Annotated in this window: 17 protein-coding genes; 16 read left to right on the forward strand and 1 reads right to left on the reverse strand. The window is 71.5% G+C overall.

Annotation, left to right across the window (positions count from 1 at the left end; all coding sequences use genetic code 11):
- Positions 1-28: 28 nt before the first annotated feature.
- Entirely contained in the window at positions 29-1,045 is a 1,017-nt protein-coding gene (locus ACF09J_RS15790) for a LacI family DNA-binding transcriptional regulator (RefSeq protein WP_392305990.1), read from the reverse strand.
- A 121-nt stretch (positions 1,046-1,166) separates the two neighbouring features.
- Between ACF09J_RS15790 and ACF09J_RS15795 the strand changes: the two genes are divergently transcribed.
- From ACF09J_RS15795 to ACF09J_RS15870, 16 genes are all read left to right on the forward strand, one after another.
- Complete coding sequence (locus ACF09J_RS15795; protein WP_392305991.1) at positions 1,167-2,435, forward strand: MFS transporter; 1,269 nt, start codon at positions 1,167-1,169, stop codon at positions 2,433-2,435.
- Positions 2,436-2,444: 9 nt separating this feature from the next.
- Entirely contained in the window at positions 2,445-3,806 is a 1,362-nt protein-coding gene (gene pafA, locus ACF09J_RS15800) for a Pup--protein ligase (RefSeq protein WP_059125684.1), read from the forward strand.
- Positions 3,807-4,027: 221 nt separating this feature from the next.
- Positions 4,028-5,029, forward strand: coding sequence for an FKBP-type peptidyl-prolyl cis-trans isomerase (locus ACF09J_RS15805; protein ID WP_392305992.1), 1,002 nt, complete (start codon positions 4,028-4,030; stop codon positions 5,027-5,029).
- A gap of 91 nt (positions 5,030-5,120) precedes the next feature.
- On the forward strand, positions 5,121-5,492 hold the full coding sequence (locus ACF09J_RS15810; protein WP_100567760.1) for an FKBP-type peptidyl-prolyl cis-trans isomerase: 372 nt from the start codon (positions 5,121-5,123) through the stop codon (positions 5,490-5,492).
- A 139-nt stretch (positions 5,493-5,631) separates the two neighbouring features.
- A complete protein-coding gene (locus ACF09J_RS15815) occupies positions 5,632-6,612 on the forward strand; it encodes a helix-turn-helix transcriptional regulator (protein ID WP_392305993.1) in 981 nt (326 codons plus the stop codon).
- Between the two features lie 19 nt (positions 6,613-6,631).
- On the forward strand, positions 6,632-7,717 hold the full coding sequence (locus ACF09J_RS15820; RefSeq protein ID WP_392305994.1) for a helix-turn-helix transcriptional regulator: 1,086 nt from the start codon (positions 6,632-6,634) through the stop codon (positions 7,715-7,717).
- Positions 7,718-7,746: 29 nt separating this feature from the next.
- On the forward strand, positions 7,747-8,007 hold the full coding sequence (locus tag ACF09J_RS15825; RefSeq protein ID WP_392306198.1) for a hypothetical protein: 261 nt from the start codon (positions 7,747-7,749) through the stop codon (positions 8,005-8,007).
- Positions 8,008-8,017: 10 nt separating this feature from the next.
- Entirely contained in the window at positions 8,018-8,212 is a 195-nt protein-coding gene (locus ACF09J_RS15830; RefSeq protein WP_392305995.1) for a hypothetical protein, read from the forward strand.
- 257 nt (positions 8,213-8,469) lie between these two features.
- Positions 8,470-8,766 (forward strand): Sec-independent protein translocase subunit TatA, encoded by a 297-nt coding sequence (gene tatA / locus ACF09J_RS15835; protein ID WP_392305996.1) that lies wholly within the window; start codon positions 8,470-8,472, stop codon positions 8,764-8,766.
- Between the two features lie 49 nt (positions 8,767-8,815).
- Positions 8,816-9,757 carry a twin-arginine translocase subunit TatC gene (gene tatC / locus ACF09J_RS15840; RefSeq protein WP_392305997.1) on the forward strand — a complete coding sequence of 314 codons (942 nt, stop codon included), beginning with the start codon at positions 8,816-8,818 and terminating at the stop codon, positions 9,755-9,757.
- Between the two features lie 77 nt (positions 9,758-9,834).
- Positions 9,835-12,687, forward strand: a complete 2,853-nt coding sequence (locus ACF09J_RS15845; protein ID WP_392305998.1) for a DEAD/DEAH box helicase — start codon at positions 9,835-9,837, stop codon at positions 12,685-12,687.
- A gap of 341 nt (positions 12,688-13,028) precedes the next feature.
- On the forward strand, positions 13,029-14,648 hold the full coding sequence (locus tag ACF09J_RS15850; protein WP_392305999.1) for an ATP-binding protein: 1,620 nt from the start codon (positions 13,029-13,031) through the stop codon (positions 14,646-14,648).
- Positions 14,645-15,052 carry a roadblock/LC7 domain-containing protein gene (locus ACF09J_RS15855; RefSeq protein ID WP_100567769.1) on the forward strand — a complete coding sequence of 136 codons (408 nt, stop codon included), beginning with the start codon at positions 14,645-14,647 and terminating at the stop codon, positions 15,050-15,052. The genes ACF09J_RS15850 and ACF09J_RS15855 overlap by 4 nt, the downstream gene beginning before the upstream one ends.
- The gene (locus ACF09J_RS15860) at positions 15,049-15,459 is read left to right on the forward strand and encodes a DUF742 domain-containing protein (protein WP_392306000.1); all 411 of its coding nucleotides are present in this window, start codon (positions 15,049-15,051) and stop codon (positions 15,457-15,459) included. The genes ACF09J_RS15855 and ACF09J_RS15860 overlap by 4 nt, the downstream gene beginning before the upstream one ends.
- Complete coding sequence (locus ACF09J_RS15865) at positions 15,440-16,060, forward strand: ATP/GTP-binding protein (RefSeq protein WP_392306001.1); 621 nt, start codon at positions 15,440-15,442, stop codon at positions 16,058-16,060. The genes ACF09J_RS15860 and ACF09J_RS15865 overlap by 20 nt, the downstream gene beginning before the upstream one ends.
- A 60-nt stretch (positions 16,061-16,120) precedes the next feature.
- Positions 16,121-17,668 carry a cytochrome P450 gene (locus tag ACF09J_RS15870; RefSeq protein WP_392306002.1) on the forward strand — a complete coding sequence of 516 codons (1,548 nt, stop codon included), beginning with the start codon at positions 16,121-16,123 and terminating at the stop codon, positions 17,666-17,668.
- The last annotated feature ends 120 nt before the right edge of the window (positions 17,669-17,788 follow it).

Here is a 17,788-nt window from a genome sequence, read left to right on the forward strand (position 1 = left end):
ACCCGGGTGTTTTTCGGGCCGGAGGACATCAGGAGGGGCTGGGCGGCGCCGTGGAGCCCCGCACGACGAGTTCGACGGGGATGTCCCCGCCGGTCGGAGTGCGGCCCTCCAGGACGGCCAGCAGGGCGTGCATGCCCCGTTCGCCGAACAGCTCGGCGTCCAGCCGGACGGTGGTCAGCTCGGGGTCGATGGCGGTGGCCAGGGCGAGGTCGTCGAGGCCGGTGACGGAGACGTCGTCCGGCACGCGCAGGCCGAGGCGGCGCAGAGCCTTGTACGCGCCGGCGGCGAGCTTGTCGTCGTCGCAGACCAGCGCGGTCGGCCGGGGTCCGGGGGCGCTCAGGGCGGCCTCGGTGGCGGCTCTGGCGTCCTCGATGGAGATGGGGGCGCGGGCGGTGCGCACGGTGGTGCCGGGCACCGCGCCCACCCGGGCGTCGAGCTCCCTCGCCCGCACGTCGAAGGTCCAGGAGGCCACGTCCGCGGCGAGGTGCAGGAAGCGCCGGTGGCCGAGTCCGAGCAGATGGTCGGCGACCTGGCGCACGCCGTCGGCGATGTCCAGGTTGACCGTCGCGGCGCCCAGGCTGCCCGCGGGGTCGCTGTCCAGCATGACCAGTGGGAGCTGGTCGCCGCGGATCGCCGTCAGCGCGCCGGCGGCCATGGACGAGGCGATCACGCCGTCCAGCGCCGCCTGGGCGGAGGCGAAGGGGTTGCGCGCCGGGCCGATGCCCTCGGGGGAGGGGTAGAGCACGACGCCGAAGCCGCGTTCGGCGGCGACGCGGGCGGCGCCGGTGTAGACGCCGGCGAAGAACTCGGTGGTCAGCGCGGGGACGACCAGGAGCACGGTCCGGGTGCGGCCCAGGCGCAGGTTGCGGGCGGCGAGGTTGGGCCGGTAGCCGAGTTCTTCGGCGGCCCTTCGCACCCGTTCGGCGGTCGGCTGCGACACCCGCCCGCGCCATTTGTCGCCGAGGACCAGGGATACGGCGGCCTGGGACACCCCGGCGGCCTGCGCGACGTCACGGCTGGTGGGGCGCGTGCTGCTTCGGGCCACCGCGGGGACGCTCCTTCGTCTGGACTGGTGAACAGCGCACATGGTACGTATGACCGAGGAAGTTATACGTAACACCAGAGGTTGCTCCAGCACCTCGGGCGAACCGGCGGAAGGCGGGGCGATGGCCGTGGGATTCGGGGGATACCTGGAGATCCTCAGGGCGAGGCACGCCGCCCGGCTGCTGACGGGCACGCTCGTGGGGCGGCTGCCCAACGCCACCGCGGCGATCGCCATCGTGCTGTTCGTCCGCGCGGAGGGCGGCACGTACAGCCTGGCGGGGGCGCTGGCGGCGGTGTACGGCGTGGCCAACGCGGTGGGCCAGCCCGTGCTCGGACGCCTGGTGGACCTGCACGGACAGCCCCGGGTCCAGCTGCCCGCCGCGCTCGCCGCGGCGCTGGCGATGACGGCCTTCGCCCTGACCGGCACGCAGCCGCCCGCCCTGGCGTACGCCTCCGTGGCAGCGGCCGGGCTGTTCACCCCGCCGCTGGAGGGCGGTCTGCGGGCGCTGTGGCCCTCGGTGCTGCGCAGGGACGAGCAGGTCCACACGGCGTACGCGATGGACGCCGTGGCGCAGGAAGTGATGTTCACCGTCGGCCCGTTGCTCGTGACCCTCTGCGTCTCGCTGTGGTCGGCGCAGGCGGCGCTGGTGGTGCTGAACGGCATCGGGGTGCTGGGCGCGCTGTCCGTGGTCGTCTCGCCGCCCTCGCGGGCCTGGCGTTCGGCGCCGCGGGAGGCGCACTGGCTGGGCGCGCTGCGCTCGCCCGGTCTGCTGGCGCTGCTCGGCGCGTTCCTCTTCGTGGGTGTCGCCATGGGTTCCATCACGGTGGCGGCGGTGCCGTACGCCGACGACCACGGTGGTGACGCGGTGTACGGCTGGCTGATGGCCGCTCTGGGCCTGGGCGCGCTGGTCGGTGGCGCCGTCTACGGCGCGCGTCAGTGGACGGGCGCGCCGGAGCGGCGACTGCGGCTGCTGGTGGGTCTGCTGGCGGTGTGTTACCTGCCGCTGATGCTGTTGCCCGGAGCGGTGCCCATGGTGGCGCTGACGGTGCTGTCGGGAGTGTTCCTGGCGCCGTGCATCGCCTGCGCGTTCATCATCGTGGACCGGCACGCGCCGGCCGGCACGGTGACGGAGGCCTTCTCCTGGCTGGTGACGACGTTCACCGTGGGCGCGTCCGTCGGAACGGGTGTCGCAGGACCGGTGGTCGAGGCGGGCGGCGCGCTGTGGGGTTTCGCGGTGCCGGGGGCCGCCGGGGCCGTGTCGTTGCTGGTGTTGCTGCTCACCGGGCGGGTCCTCACAGCTCCCGTTGGGCGGGCGGTCGTTGCCGCTTCATCGGAAAATGATCCGAATCGTGCTGCCGAACCTCGTTTGAGCGCAGAGGATCGGGCGTAATGTTCAGTCATGGACCGCCGCATTTTCGGGCTGGAGAACGAGTACGGCGTCACGTGCACGTTCAGGGGACAGCGCCGCCTGTCGCCTGACGAGGTGGCGCGGTACCTCTTCCGCCGTGTCGTGTCATGGGGCCGCAGCAGCAATGTCTTTCTGCGAAACGGCGCCCGGCTCTATCTCGACGTGGGGTCACACCCGGAATACGCGACACCCGAGTGTGACAATGTGATCGAACTGGTCACCCACGACAAGGCCGGCGAGCGCATTCTCGAAGGACTCCTGGTGGACGCGGAACGACGCCTGCACGAGGAGGGAATCGCGGGCGACGTCTACCTCTTCAAGAACAACACCGATTCGGCGGGCAACTCCTACGGCTGCCACGAGAACTATCTGGTGGCACGGCACGGGGAGTTCTCACGCCTCGCGGACATCCTCATCCCGTTCCTGGTCACGAGGCAGCTCCTGTGCGGGGCGGGCAAGGTCCTGCAGACCCCGCGCGGGGCGGTGTACTGCGTGAGCCAGCGGGCCGAGCACATCTGGGAGGGCGTCTCCTCGGCGACCACCCGTTCGCGTCCCATCATCAACACCCGCGACGAGCCGCACGCGGACGCGGAGCGCTACCGGCGACTGCACGTCATCGTCGGCGACTCCAACATGTCCGAGACGACGATGCTGCTCAAGGTGGGCGCGACCGACCTGGTGCTGCGCATGATCGAGGCGGGCACGGTGATGCGCGACCTGACCCTGGAGAACCCGATCCGGGCGATCCGCGAGGTCAGCCACGACATCACGGGCCGCCGCAAGGTGCGCCTGGCCAGCGGCCGCGAGGCCTCGGCGCTCGAGGTGCAGCGGGAGTACTACGAGAAGGCCGTGGACTTCTGCGAGCGGCGCGGCATCCGCACCGGCACGGTGGAGCAGGTGCTGGAGTTGTGGGGCCGCACGCTGGACGCGATCGAGAGCGAGGACCTCGACCGCATCGGCACCGAGATCGACTGGGTGATGAAGTACAAGCTCATCGAGCGGTACCGGGCCAAGCACAACATGACCATGTCGCATCCGCGGGTCGCCCAGATAGACCTCGCCTACCACGACATCCACCGCCGTCGTGGCCTGTACTACCTGCTGGAGAAGAAGGGCCAAGCCACCCGGATCTGCAACGACTTGAAGATCTTCGAGGGCAAGTCGGTGCCCCCGCAGACCACTCGGGCCCGGCTGCGCGGCGACTTCATCCGGCGGGCGCAGGAGCAGCGCAGGGACTTCACCGTCGACTGGGTGCACCTGAAGCTCAACGACCAGGCACAGCGGACGGTGTTGTGCAAGGACCCGTTCCGTTCGGTGGACGACCGGGTGGAGAAGCTGATCGCCGGAATGTGAGCCCGGCGAAACGCGGATGCCGGGTCGAGGGCCCCGGAACGACACATGGGCGCCGTACGTTCCCCGTACGGCGCCCCGCTCACGACGACAGTGCTCTTCCGGGGGACAACCCCCGGACCCCCGGCCGACACCGGGGCGGGCCGGAGACCCGATCGGCACCGAAACGTCAGTAAGGTGGCGCGCACGCCATCAGACGATCGACCGATTACGAGGCCCCCATCGTGCGCCGACGCTCACTTCTTCTTTCCGTACCCGCGGGACTTGTCACCCTGGCCGCCTGCGGCAACGACAAGGCCGGTTCGAGCAAGGCCAGCGAGAGCGCGACGCCGTCCCCCTCCCAGCCGTCCGCCGCGCCCTCGCCGAAGATCGTCTCCGGGCCGCTGCCGGAGATCACCGCGGGCACGAAATTCGGCGAGAAGCCGACCGTCGCCAAGGGTACCGGCGCCCCGTCGAAGGACATCGCCGTCAAGACGGTGATCGCGGGCGGCGGCCGCACCATCGCGGAGAACGACTACGTCCAGGCGCACTACCTGGGCCAGATCTGGGACACGGCCAAGCTCTTCGACAACTCCTACGACCGCAAGGCTCCCCTGGTCATCCAGCTCGCCCAGGGCACGATCATCGACGGCTGGCGCTATGCCCTCGCCGGCAAGAAGGTGGGCAGCCGCGTCCTGTTCTCCGTGCCGCCCACCTGGGGATACGGCACGCAGGGCAACTCCCAGGCCGGGATCAAGGGCACCGACACGCTGGTGTTCGTCGTCGACCTCCAGGACACCTTCAACTCCAAGAGCTCGGCCAAGGGGAAGACGGTCGCCCAGGACAACGCCGACCTGCCCAAGGTGGGCACCAACACCGACGGCGCCGCCCCCTCCATCACCGTGCCCAAGAAGGCCGCTCCCACGAAGCTCGTGGCCGACTACGTGATCGAGGGCGACGGCCCCGTGGTCAAGCCGGAGAACACCGTGCTCGTCCAGTACAAGGGCGTGCTGTGGGCGGACGGCAAGGAGTTCGACTCGACGTACAAGCGCGACTCGCTGACCTCGTTCTCCCTCCAGCAGGTCGTCAAGGGCTGGGCCGACGGACTGGCCGGCAAGAAGGTCGGCAGCCGGGTCCTGATCGTCGTCCCGCCGGCCCTGGGCTACGGTGACAACCCGCCCCCGAACAGCGGCATCAAGAAGGACTCCGTGCTGGTCTTCACGGTGGACATCCTGGCGGCGATGTAGCGCCGCGCCGTGGTCTCCCGACGCGGGCGCGCCTTTGGCGGGGATGTAAAACTGTGCAGGTTGCCTTGTCGTAGATGAGCAGGAGAGACACGTGAGCATCGAGAAGCCCGAGATCGACTTCCCGGGCGGCGAGCCCCCGGCGGACCTCGAGATCAAGGAGATCTGGGAGGGCGACGGACCGGTGGCCAAGGCGGGCGACACCGTCTCCGTCCACTACGTCGGCGTGGCCTTCTCCACCGGTGAGGAGTTCGACGCCTCCTGGAACCGCGGTACGCCGCTCCGCTTCCAGCTGGGTGTCGGCCAGGTCATCGCCGGCTGGGACCAGGGTGTGCAGGGCATGAAGGTCGGCGGGCGCCGCCAGCTGACCATTCCGGCGCATCTGGCCTACGGCGATCGCGGCGCGGGCGGCCGGATCAAGCCCGGCGAGACGCTGATCTTCGTTTGCGACCTGGTCGCGGTCTGATCGTCCCGCATCGGATCCGCGCGGGATCCGATCATCCGGGGCCCATGCCTGTCCGGGCGTGGGCCTCCGCTTTTGTCCGTACGCCGCGGAGCGGTACGGTCATCGGTCGTAAGGACCATAGGGAAGGTGAAGGGCGTCGATGGCCATTGCCAAGGCCGAGCGGCTGATGAACCTGGCGCTGTGCCTGCTCGGGACCCGGCGGCCGCTGAGCAAGCGCGAGCTGCGGGAGTCCATCGAGGCCTACGTCGAGGCCGGTTCCGGGGCGGAGAAGGGCGCCGCCGCGTCCGACGACTCCTTCAACCGCATGTTCGAGCGGGACAAGGACGACCTGCGGGAGCTTGGGCTGGTCATCGAGACCGTCGAGGGCCTGGACGGCGAGGTCGGCTACCTGGCCCGTCGGGACAGCAACCGGCTGCCGCCCATCACCCTGGACGCCGAGGAGGCCGCCGCGCTCGGTCTGGCCGCCAAGGTCTGGCAGCAGGCCCGGCTGGCCGGGGCGGCCAGCGGCGCCCTGCAGAAGCTGCGCGCGGCCGGGCTGCCCGAGGACGTCGACCCCTACGAGGCGCACGGCGCGCTGGAGCCCCGTATCCCGGTGCACGAGGCCGCCTTCGAGCCGCTGATGCTGGCCTGCCGCGACCGCAGGCCGGTCGTCTTCGACTACCGCAAGGCCAACGCCGCCCAGCCCGGCACCCGGCACGTCGAGCCGTGGGCGCTGGAGTGCTGGCGCGGCCACTGGTACCTGGCCGGCTTCGACCGCGACCGCGGCGCCGAGCGGGTCTTCCGGCTCTCCAGGATCACCGGCCGGGTCCGCTCCCGGGGCAGCGGTTTCACCGCGCCGGTGCCGGACGTCGTCACGGTCCGCGAGACCGTGGCGAGCTGGGCGGGCGAGAGCGCCGACCGGTCCGCGCGGATCCGGCTGCGCGCGGACGCCGGTTACCCCCTTCGGGCGAAGGCCACCGCCGTGCGGGAACTCGGAAACGGCTGGGACGAGTTGGACATCCCGTACGGACACGGGCTGGACGCCTGGCTGGTGGAGTTCGGACCGGACGTGGTGGTCCTGGAGCCGGCCGAGCTGCGGGCGGACGTGCTGGACCGGCTGCGTGCCGTGGCCGGGGGCTGAGGGGGAGCGGAGCGACACTGTGGCAGGCAAACCGGTCAGGCCCACGAGCGCCATCGACCAGACCAGGCGGATGCTCTCCCTGGTGACGTACCTCAGGGAGCGCCCCGGCGCCCGGATCGAGGACGTCGCCCGCGCCTTCGGCATCACCGAGGACGAGCTGGTCTCCGACCTCGACGTACTGCCCATGTGCGGTACGAGTTTCCGCGGCGGCGACCTGCTCGACATCGATACCGACGGCGAGCGCATCTGGTGGCACAACCCGGCCGCGCTCGGCGCGGAAGCGGCCGAGCCGCTGCGGCTGGCCGCCGACGAGGCGACCGCGCTGCTGGTGGCGGCCCGCGCGGTGGCGACCCTGCCCGGGCTGCGGGAGAGCGACCGGCAGGCGCTGCTGCGCGCCACGGCCAAGGTGGAGACCGCGGCCGGCGAGGTCGCGGGGGCCAGCTCCCGGCTGTCGGTGACCTTCGAGTCCGAGGGCGGGGTCTTCGCCGACGTGGACCGGGCGATCTCCGAGCGCCGCCGGCTGTGGATCCGCTACTACTCGCCCGCCCGGGACGAGGTCACCGAGCGCGAGATCGACCCCATCCGCCTGGTCAGCGTCGGGCACACCTATGTGGAGGCCTGGTGCCGCCGCTCCGAGGCGCGGCGTACCTTCCGGCTCGACCGGGTCGCCGAGATCAAGATCCTGGACGAGCCCTCGGCGCCGCCCGAGATGGAGCTGCGCGACCTGTCGCAGGCCCTGGTGCAGCCGGCCGCGGAGGACCCGGAGGTGGTCGTCGAGGTCGGTCCCGGTGGCCGCTGGGTCGCCGAGTACTACCCGCACGACAGCGCCGATGAGCTTCCCGACGGCGGGCTGCGTATCACTCTGCGCACCCCGGATCCGGCGTCGCTGCGACGGCTGGCGCTGCGCCTGGGCCGCGACGGCCGGATCGTCGCCCCGCGGGAGCTGGCCGACAGCGCCCGGCAGGCGGCCCGTGAGGCCCTGGCGGCCTACGAGTCGCCGTACGGCGGGGCCGGGGCCCCCGTGGACGCCGTGGCGGCCGGGGAGCCCCGGGGTGCGGACGTGGTTCACGACGGTCGGTACGACAGGCAGGAGCAGGGGCTTTGAGCGAGTCGGCGACGGCTGAGGTGCACGAGATGTCGGTGGCGGCGGCCTTCGCCGGAATGCGGAGCGTGACTCCGGTGGTCTTCCGGGCGGGCTGTCCCGACTGCCGGGGCAGGTTCGAGCTCGCGGCGAGCGCGTTGCGCCTGGTCATCGGCGCCAGCAGCCGCACCACCTTCTACTCCTTCACCTGCCCCGACTGCGGCACCGCGGTCCGCAAGCCGGCCGGCGAGCGGATCGTGGAACTGCTCACCGGCGGCGGGGTCAGTACCCTGCGCCTGCACTCGGCCCTCTAGGCTCGGCGTCATGGTGTGGGCGATGGCCGCGGTGGCCGTGGGGTTCGTGGGGATGGCCGTCCTGGGCGTGCTCGCCGTCCGGGTCTTCGTCGAGGCGCAGCGCCTGGGCCGTCAGGTCACGGAGTCGGCGCAGCGCATCAACCGGGCCGCCGAGGACCTGGAGCGGGCGAGCCTGAGCGCCGCCCGGTCGGTGGATTCGCGGTGAGTCCTGCCGGGAAAGTCCCGGAAGTCCCGAGCGCCGTGCGCTTTCGATCGACAGGCCCTGCCATCCTGCCCCTGTGGCCGGGTACGCTGCTGGTCATGGCCCGCGAAGAGGCACGGGCCGCCCCAGCAGGAGTACGCAAGGGGATTGCTCAGTGTTCACCCCCGGGCGTTACGATCGCTGCCGGCACGATGGTCAGATACCTGTCCGAGTGGTCGGACCTGTCCGCCGCCCCGCCTCAGTGAGAAGGTGAAGACATTATGTTCCGTGGCGCACTCGAGCCGTGGCATCTGGTGCTCCTGGTTCTGGTGATCGTCCTGGTGTTCGGCTCGAAGAAGCTTCCGGACATGGCGCGCTCGCTCGGCAAGTCCGCGCGCATCCTGAAGAGCGAGGCCAAGGCGATGAAGGACGAGGCGAGCTCGAACACTGCGGCCAATTCGGCGGCTCCGGCCGGTGAGGAGCAGCCGTCCGCGGCGCAGCGCACCATCCAGGCCGCGCCCGGCGACGTGAACAGCTCCCGCCCGGTCAACGAGCCGACGGACACGACTCAGCGCTGAGGTGAGGACCGGAGGCCCTCCGGTCCGCTGCACGAGATGAGGATGTGGGTTGCTGAAGTCTGCCCGCAAGAAGGAGAAGGACCCCGAGGGGCGGATGTCGCTCGCGGAGCACCTCCGTGAGCTGCGCAACCGGCTCGGGAAGGGTGTCCTGGCGATCCTGGTCGTCACGATCGTCGCTGCCTTCTTCTACAAGGACATCGTCAACTTCATCACCAGGCCGGTGCTGAGCTCGGTGGGGTGTGGGCAGTCCTTCGAGGAACTGTCCAAGTCGGGCAGCAGCACCACCTGCGCACATCTGACGATCAACGGTCTGCTGGCGCCCTTCACCCTGGCGCTGAAGGTGTCGCTGATGGCCGGTGTGGTGCTGGCCTCGCCGATCTGGCTCTACCAGTTGTGGGCGTTCGTCGCCCCGGGCCTGCACAAGCACGAGCGGAAGTACGCCTACGTCTTCGTCGGCGCGGGTGTTCCGCTGTTCCTCGGGGGCGGTTACCTCGCCTACAACGTGCTGCCCACCACGGCCAAGATGCTGATCGGCTTCACCCCCTCGAACGTCGACAACCTGCTGCCGCTGGACGACCTGCTCGACCTCGTCTCGCGCATGGTGGTCGTCTTCGGCCTCTCCTTCGAGATGCCGCTGCTGCTCGTCATGCTCAACCTGACCGGCATCCTGTCCGGCAAGCGCATGCTCGGCTGGTGGCGCGGCATGGTCGTCGGCATCACGGCGTTCGCGGCGGTGGCGACGCCGAGCGCCGACCCGCTGACGATGCTGGCGCTGGCGGCGCCGATCTGGGCGCTGTACTTCATCGCGGTGTTCATCGCCCTGTTCAACGACCGGCGGAAGGACCGCCTCACGGCCCTGGGACCGTCGGACGACGAGGCCTCCGAACTCGACCTCACCCCCGAGGACATCGGCGAGGTCGAACCCGTCACCACCCGACGCGCCCTGCCCGAGCAGACGGACCGGGTCAACGGGTACGACGACGTGACCTGATCACCACCGCGGATTCCCGGGCCGGCCGCTCGCACCACGAGCGGCCGGCCTTTTCCGTGTCAGGGACGATCGGGATAATGATCGTCCTGTTGTCGGTGCGGCCCGGTACGCTCGAAAGCACGATGACAGAGGACCTCTCACCGGCCGAGCGGTACGCGGCAGCGCGCAGGCGAGCTGCCGAGCAGGCCACCGCGCTCGCGGGTTTCCGCGAGATGTACGACTTCGGCCTCGACCCCTTCCAGATCGAGGCCTGCCAGGCGCTCGAGGCGGGCAAGGGCGTACTGGTCGCCGCGCCCACGGGCTCCGGCAAGACGATCGTGGGCGAGTTCGCCGTCCACCTCGCCCTCCAGCAGGGCCGGAAGTGCTTCTACACGACGCCGATCAAGGCGCTGTCGAACCAGAAGTACGCCGACCTGTGCCGTCGCTACGGCAGCGGCAAGGTCGGCCTTCTGACCGGCGACAACAGCCTCAACTCCGAGGCCCCGGTGGTCGTGATGACCACCGAGGTGCTGCGGAACATGCTGTACGCCGGCTCCCAGACCCTGCTCGGCCTCGGTTACGTGGTCATGGACGAGGTGCACTACCTCTCCGACCGCTTCCGCGGCGCCGTGTGGGAGGAAGTGATCATCCACCTGCCGGAGTCGGTGACCCTGGTGTCCCTGTCGGCGACCGTGTCCAACGCCGAGGAGTTCGGCGACTGGCTGGACACCGTCCGCGGCGACACCGAGGTGATCGTCTCCGAGCACCGGCCCGTGCCGCTGTTCCAGCACGTGCTGGCCGGGCGCCGGATGTACGACCTGTTCGAGGAGGGCGAGGGCAGCCGCAGGGCGGTCAACCCCGACCTCACGCGGATGGCCCGCATGGAGGCGGCCCGCCCCTCCTACCAGGACCGCCGGCGCGGCCGCGCGATGCGCGAGGCGGACCGTGAGCGGGAGCGCAGACAGCGGTCCCGGATCTGGACCCCGAGCCGTCCCGAGGTCATCGAGCGCCTCGACGCCGAGGGCCTGCTGCCCGCGATCACCTTCATCTTCAGCCGTGCCGCCTGCGAGGCCGCCGTCCAGCAGTGCCTGTACGCGGGCCTGAGACTCAACGACGAGCCGGCGCGCGACCGGGTCCGCGCCCTCGTCGAGGAGCGCACCGCCGCCATCCCGGCCGAGGACCTGCACGTCCTCGGCTACTACGAGTGGCTGGAGGGCCTGGAGCGCGGTATCGCCGCCCACCACGCGGGCATGCTGCCGACCTTCAAGGAGGTCGTCGAGGAACTGTTCGTGCAGGGCCTGGTCAAGGCGGTCTTCGCCACCGAGACCCTCGCCCTCGGCATCAACATGCCGGCCCGCTCGGTGGTGCTCGAAAAGCTCGTGAAGTGGAACGGCGAGCAGCACGCCGACATCACCCCCGGCGAGTACACCCAGCTCACCGGCCGCGCCGGGCGCCGCGGCATCGACGTCGAGGGCCACGCGGTGGTGCTGTGGCAGCGCGGCATGAGCCCCGAGCACCTGGCGGGTCTGGCCGGCACCCGCACCTATCCGCTGCGTTCCAGCTTCAGGCCGTCGTACAACATGGCGGTCAACCTGGTCGAGCAGTTCGGCCGGCACCGCTCGCGGGAGCTGCTGGAGACCTCCTTCGCGCAGTTCCAGGCCGACAGGTCGGTCGTCGGGATCTCCCGGCAGGTGCAGCGCAACGAGGAGGGCCTCGAGGGCTACAAGGCCTCGATGACCTGCCACCTCGGCGACTTCACGGAGTACGCGCGGCTGCGCCGGGAGCTGAAGGACCGTGAGACCGAGCTGGCCCGGCAGGGCGCGTCCCAGCGGCGTGCCGAGGCCGCCGTCGCCCTGGAGAAGCTCAAGCCGGGCGATGTCATCCACGTCCCCACCGGAAAGTTCGCGGGTCTGGCGCTGGTGCTGGACCCGGGTCTGCCCGCGGGCCGTTCCAACGGCCACCGGGGCCTCGAGTACCACGACGGCCCGCGCCCGCTGGTGCTGACCGCCGAGCGTCAGGTCAAGCGGCTGGCGGCCATCGACTTCCCGGTGCCCGTGGAGCCGCTGGAGCGGATGCGGATCCCGAAGTCGTTCAACCCGCGCTCCCCGCAGTCCCGCCGGGACCTCGCCTCCGCGCTGCGCACCAAGGCCGGGCACATTTCGGCGGAGCGGCACCGCAAGCGGCGCTCCCAGGCGGCCGACGACCGGGAGATCGCCCGGCTGCGCGCCGCGCTCCGCGCCCACCCCTGCCACGGGTGCGACGACCGCGAGGACCACGCCCGTTGGGCCGAGCGCTACCACCGGCTGATGCGTGACACCAGGCACCTGGAGAACCGCATCGAGGGCCGTACGAACACCATCGCGCGCACCTTCGACCGGATCGTCGCGCTGCTGACCGAGCTCGACTACCTGCGCGGCGACGAGGTCACCGAGCACGGCAAGCGGCTGGCCCGGCTGTACGGCGAACTCGACCTGCTGGCCAGCGAATGCCTGCGCGAGGGCGTCTGGGATGGCCTGAGCCCGGCCGAACTCGCCGCCTGTGTCTCGGCGTTGGTGTACGAGGCACGGGTCAGTGACGACGCCATGGCGCCCAAGCTGCCCTCCGGGAAGGCGAAGGCGGCGCTCGGCGAGATGGTGCGGATCTGGGGCCGGCTCGACGCCCTGGAGGAGGACTTCCGCATCAACCAGACCGAGGGGGTCGGCCAGCGCGAGCCCGACCTCGGCTTCGCCTGGTCCGCGTACATGTGGGCCTCCGGCAAGGGTCTGGACGAGGTGCTGCGCGAGGCGGAGATGCCGGCGGGCGACTTCGTGCGCTGGTGCAAGCAGGTGATCGACGTGCTGGGCCAGATCTCGGCGGCGGCGCCGGTGGAGGGCTCCTCGGTGGCCAGGAACGCGCGCAAGGCGGTGGACGGGCTGCTGCGGGGGGTCGTGGCCTACTCCTCGGTCGGGTAGACCGAGTCGGACGATCGCATCGATCGCATGGCCCCGGTGAGTGTGTCGCCGGGGCCATGCGGTTTTCGCATGTCCGTACTGCGTCACTGTATGTGTTCGAATCACGCCGGGGCGTGTAAAAGTCCCGAGCGTACTCCTGCCGTGCGCCCCGTTTCAGGCCCTTGCTGAATATGACATGGCGATGATCCGACCGGATTATGCTCGCCCGCGGCGCAGCGAGTTGAGGTTGTTCGCGAGCTTGCTCCCAAGCGTCCTCGAACGCGCCGGAATGTACGTCGATTTCATGACGTACCCCCACTGGAACCTGCCCGAACCCAGCCGATTCTCCTCAGAGGGCTTACATGGTGAGTGTTCAATCGCCCCCCGGTGGCCGTGAACTTCCCTACGCGCGCGTGCTGTTGCTGCCCGCCCTGGTGATGGCGGCGGCCACCGGGGCCGCCGTCGCCCTGGTGCCGGACCCGGCCCGCGTCGCCGTCGCCTGCTGCGGCGCGGTCGCCACCCTGCTGGTGCTCGCCACGGGCGCCGAGGCGGCGCGCCGCGGACGCGCCGTCCGGGACCAGCGGGCGGAGCACGCCCGGCGCACCGCGGACCTGGAGGGGCGCCTGGCCGCCCACGACCGGGAGATCCACCGTCTCGCCTCGGACGTCCTGCCCGCCGCCATCGACCACCTGCGCGGCAACCACACACCCGCCGAGGTGATGCGCGACATCGTCGACGGCCGCCCCGAGTGGCGCGGGATTCCCGAGTCGCAGCGTGCGGTGGTGCGCATGATCCTCAAGATCGTGGACGACGAGGAGAACATCCGCGACTCCACCCAGCGCGCCTTCGTCAGCATCGCCCGGCGCGTCCAGGCGATCGTGCACCAACAGGCCAGGGAACTCAGGGAGATGGAGGAGGACCACGGTCGCAGCCCCGAGGTCTTCGACGACCTGCTGCGCATCGACCACGGCACCGCGCTGATCGGCCGGCTGGCCGACTCCGTCTCCGTCATCGGCGGCGGCCGCCCCGGCCGCCAGTGGCCCAACCCGGTCACGCTCTACAGCGTGCTGCGCGGCGCCATGTCCCGGATCCTGGAGTACCGGCGGGTCGAACTGCACTCCATCGCCAAGGTCAACATCAAGGGCGTCGACGTCGAGCCCGTCATCCACGCCGCGGCCGAACTCCTCGACAACGCCACCCGCTACTCGCCGCCGCAGACGAAGGTGCACGTCACGGCCGTGGAGGTGCAGACCGGCGTCGCCATCGAGATCGAGGACGGCGGCGTCAGCCTGAACGAGGAGACACGCGCCCGGATCGAGCGGCTGCTGGACGCGGCCAGGGCCGGCGTCGACCCGCTGGACCTCAGCGACACTCCCCGCCTGGGCCTCGCGGTCGTGGGACGGCTGTGCGCGAAGCACGGGATGCAGGTCTCCCTGCGCGCCTCCGCGTACGGCGGCGTCCGCGCGGTCCTCGTGGTGCCCGGCGGGATGACGACCACCGAACCCGCTCCGGGACTCGCCCACGGGATCGGCGCGACCTCCGTGCCGGCTCCGGGGGAGGACGCGGTGGCGGGCCCCGAGCGCGCCCCGAAGAGGCGCCGCCCCACCAGCCCCCGCGTCCCCGCCCCGGTGCCCCCGGCGGACGACGAGGTCCCCGAGGTCACCGAGTGGACGGCGGGTGGCCTGCCGCAGCGCCGCAGCCGGGCCAGGGCCCCGCTGGGCCGGCGCGTCGCCGAGCAGGCCGCCGCCGGGCGGGAGGGCGGGACGGTGCGGGCCGCGTCCGGGCCCGGGAACGCGCCCACGAGCAGGGATCCCGAACCGGGCCTGTGGGTCGAGGCCTTCTGGGACGGGCTGAAGAAGGACAACCCGGGCCAGGACCCGACCGCGTTCACCCAGGACCCGACCGCGTATCTCCACCTGATCGAGGAGCCGGCCCGTGCCGAGGCCGACGTCCGGGCCGACGACGAGGGGGACCTCAAGTGATCCAGCAGCGAGCCAACTTCGACTGGATGCTCAAGGAGCTCCACGACAGCGTGCCGGGCATCGGGATGATCGTGGTGCTCTCGGCCGACGGCCTGCGCATCGCCCGCTACGGCGGTGACGGCGACGCCGCCGACCGGGTCGCCGCGGCCTGTGCCGGACTCCAGAGCCTCGCGTCCGCCGTCGCCGTGGAGATCCCGGGCAGCGACGGCCGGATGAAGCTGGTCGTCATCGAGATCGACGGCGGCTACTTCTACCTGATGTCCGCCGGGGCCAACGCCTATCTCGCGGTGCTCGCCGACATCCGCACCGAACCCGGCCTCATGAGCGCCCGCATGCGCGACCTCGTGGTCCGCATCGGCGCCCATCTGACCAGTCCGCCGCGGCGGGGCGGGCAGACCGTATGAGCCCTCCGCGGCGCCAGAGGCGTACCCCCGGGCACGAACCGCCCCCGCCGCCCCCCGAACCCGCCGGGCAGGGCGAGGAGAAGAACCCCGAGCGGCTGTACGTGGTCGCCGGGGCCGGCGAGGACGGCGCCCGCGCGGCCGTCGACCTGGTGACACTGATCGTGGCGCGCACCGAGCCGCCGCCGTCCGCCACCCCGGAGCAGGTGGCGCTGGTGCGGATGTGCGCCGCCCCGCTGTCCGTGGCCGAGCTGTCGGCCTACCTCGGCCTGCCGTTCAGCGCGACGACGGCGCTCATCACCGAGCTGCTCGCGGCCGGTCTTGTGCAGGCCCGCGCGCCGATCGTCCGCCGGGCGGTCCCCGACCGACACCTCCTCGAAGCGGTGATGCATGGACTTCAAAGGCTCTGACACCATTCCCGGCCCGCGCACCGAGGACCATCTGCCGCACACGGTCCGGACCGCGGCGAAGATCGTGATCGTCGGCGGTTTCGGGGTCGGCAAGACGACCATGGTGGGCTCGGTCAGCGAGATCAGGCCGCTGACCACCGAGGAGACGATGACCCAGGCCGGTATCGGCGTCGACGACGACTACGGCTCCGAGTCCAAGACGGCCACCACCGTGGCGATGGACTTCGGCCGCATCACCATCAGCGACCACCTGGTGCTCTACCTCTTCGGCACCCCCGGACAGCAGCGCTTCTGGTTCCTGTGGAACGGGCTGTTCGAGGGCGCGCTCGGCGCGGTGGTACTGGCCGACACCCGCCGTCTCGAGGTCAGCTTCGACGTCATGGGCCGCCTGGAGGAGCGCGGTGTGCCCTTCGTCGTCGCCGTCAACTCCTTCCCGGGCGCACCCCGTCACCCGATCCCGGAGCTGCGTGCCGCGCTCGATCTGCCCGAGGAGATCCCGATCGTCGAGTGCGACGCGCGGCACCGTTCCTCCAGCCGCGACGTGCTGCTGACGCTGACGCGCTTCCTGCACTCCCTCGCCGTGACGGGCTCGTTCACCTGATCCGCGCCGGCCGGCCCGCCCCCGCACCCACACCTCCTCCGTTTTCCGAAAGCGACCGCCGTGACGCCTGAACCCCATTCCCCGACCGGCCCGGACGACCTCGCCCTCGACCCACCTCCCGGCTGCCCCGCGCACGGCACCGGGCCCGGAGGACTGCACCGGCTCCACGAGGCGCGGGACCTGCGAGCGCTCTACGAGCAACTCCGGGAGCAGTACGGCCCGGTGGCGCCCGTACTGCTCCACGACGACGTGCCGATGTGGGTGGTCCTCGGCCACGCCGAGAACCTGCACATGGTGAGCACTCCCTCGCAGTTCACCAAGGACAGCCGCATCTGGACGCCGCTCAGGGACGGCACGGTCAAGCCCGACCACCCGCTCATGCCGCACATCGCCTGGCAGCCGATCTGCGCGCACGCCGAGGGCGAGGAACTCAGGCGGCTGCGCGGCGCCGTCCAGGGCGCCCTGGAGTTCATCGACTTCCGTGCCCTGCGCCGCCACATCGGCCGGGCCACCCAGCGTCTGGTCAACCGGTTCTGCGAGACGGGCCGCGCCGACCTCGTCGCCCAGTTCACCGAGCATCTGCCCATGGCGGTGATGTGTCAGGTCCTCGGCATGCCCGAGGAGTACAACGACCGGATCGTGCAGGCCGCCCGCGACATGCTCAAGGGCACGGAGACCGCGATCGCCAGCAACGAATACATCATGGACTGCCTGCTGCGGCTCACCGTCCGCCGCCGGGCCCGGCCCGAGGACGACCTCACCAGCCACCTCATCGACCAGCCGGCGGGTCTGACCGACGAGGAGGTCGGCCAGCACCTGCGCGTCGTGCTCATCGGCACCTACGAGGCGACCGCCAACCTGCTGGCCAACACCGTGCGCCGGGTCCTGACCGAGCCCGGATTCCGGGCTCAGCTCAACGGCGGTCAGATGACGGTGCCCGAGGCGGTCGAGCAGTCCCTGTGGGACGAGCCGCCGTTCAGCACCATCTTCGGCTACTTCGCCAAGCAGGAGACGGAACTCGGTGGCCGGCGCATCCGCCGGGGCGACGGGCTGCTGCTGGGCATCGCGCCGGGCAACGCCGACCCCCGGGTGCGGCCGGGGCCGACGGCCGACATGCAGGGCAACCGTTCCCACCTCGCCTTCGGCGGCGGCCCGCACGAGTGCCCCGGGCAGGACGTCGGGCGCGCCATCGCCGACGTCGGCGTCGACATGCTGCTGACCCGGCTGCCGGACGTCCGGCTCGACTGCGACGAGGCGGAACTACGCTGGACGGAGTCGATCGCCTCCCGTCATCTGCTGGAGCTGCCGGTGCGGTTCACACCGCGGCCGCAGCAGGACGAGCGGTCCAAGCCGAGCCACGCCCCGCAGCCGGTCGCGCCGTCCCGCCCGGCCTGGGAGATCGGGGCCGCGCGGCAGCGGCCGGCGCCGTCACCCGAGCCGTCGCCCGCGCGCTCGGGAGTGTCGCAGCCGGCGGGCGCCGCGGAGCCGGGTGCCGCGCCGGCCGCCGGGGAACCGGCCGCTGGGGGGCCGGACACCGCACCGGCTGTCGGCGCGGGCTGCCCCCTGGGCGCCTGGCAGCGCCTCCTGCGGTGGTGGCGCGGTTACTGACGTCCCGTCCACCCCGCGGGGTCGACCGGGTGCCGCGCCGGCCGCCGGGGAACCGGCCGCTGGGGGGCCGGACACCGCACCGGCTGTCGGCGCGGGCTGCCCCCTGGGCGCCTGGCAGCG

Origin of the sequence: Streptomyces sp. NPDC014889 (assembly GCF_043081205.1) — a bacterium.
Lineage (GTDB): Bacteria > Actinomycetota > Actinomycetes > Streptomycetales > Streptomycetaceae > Streptomyces.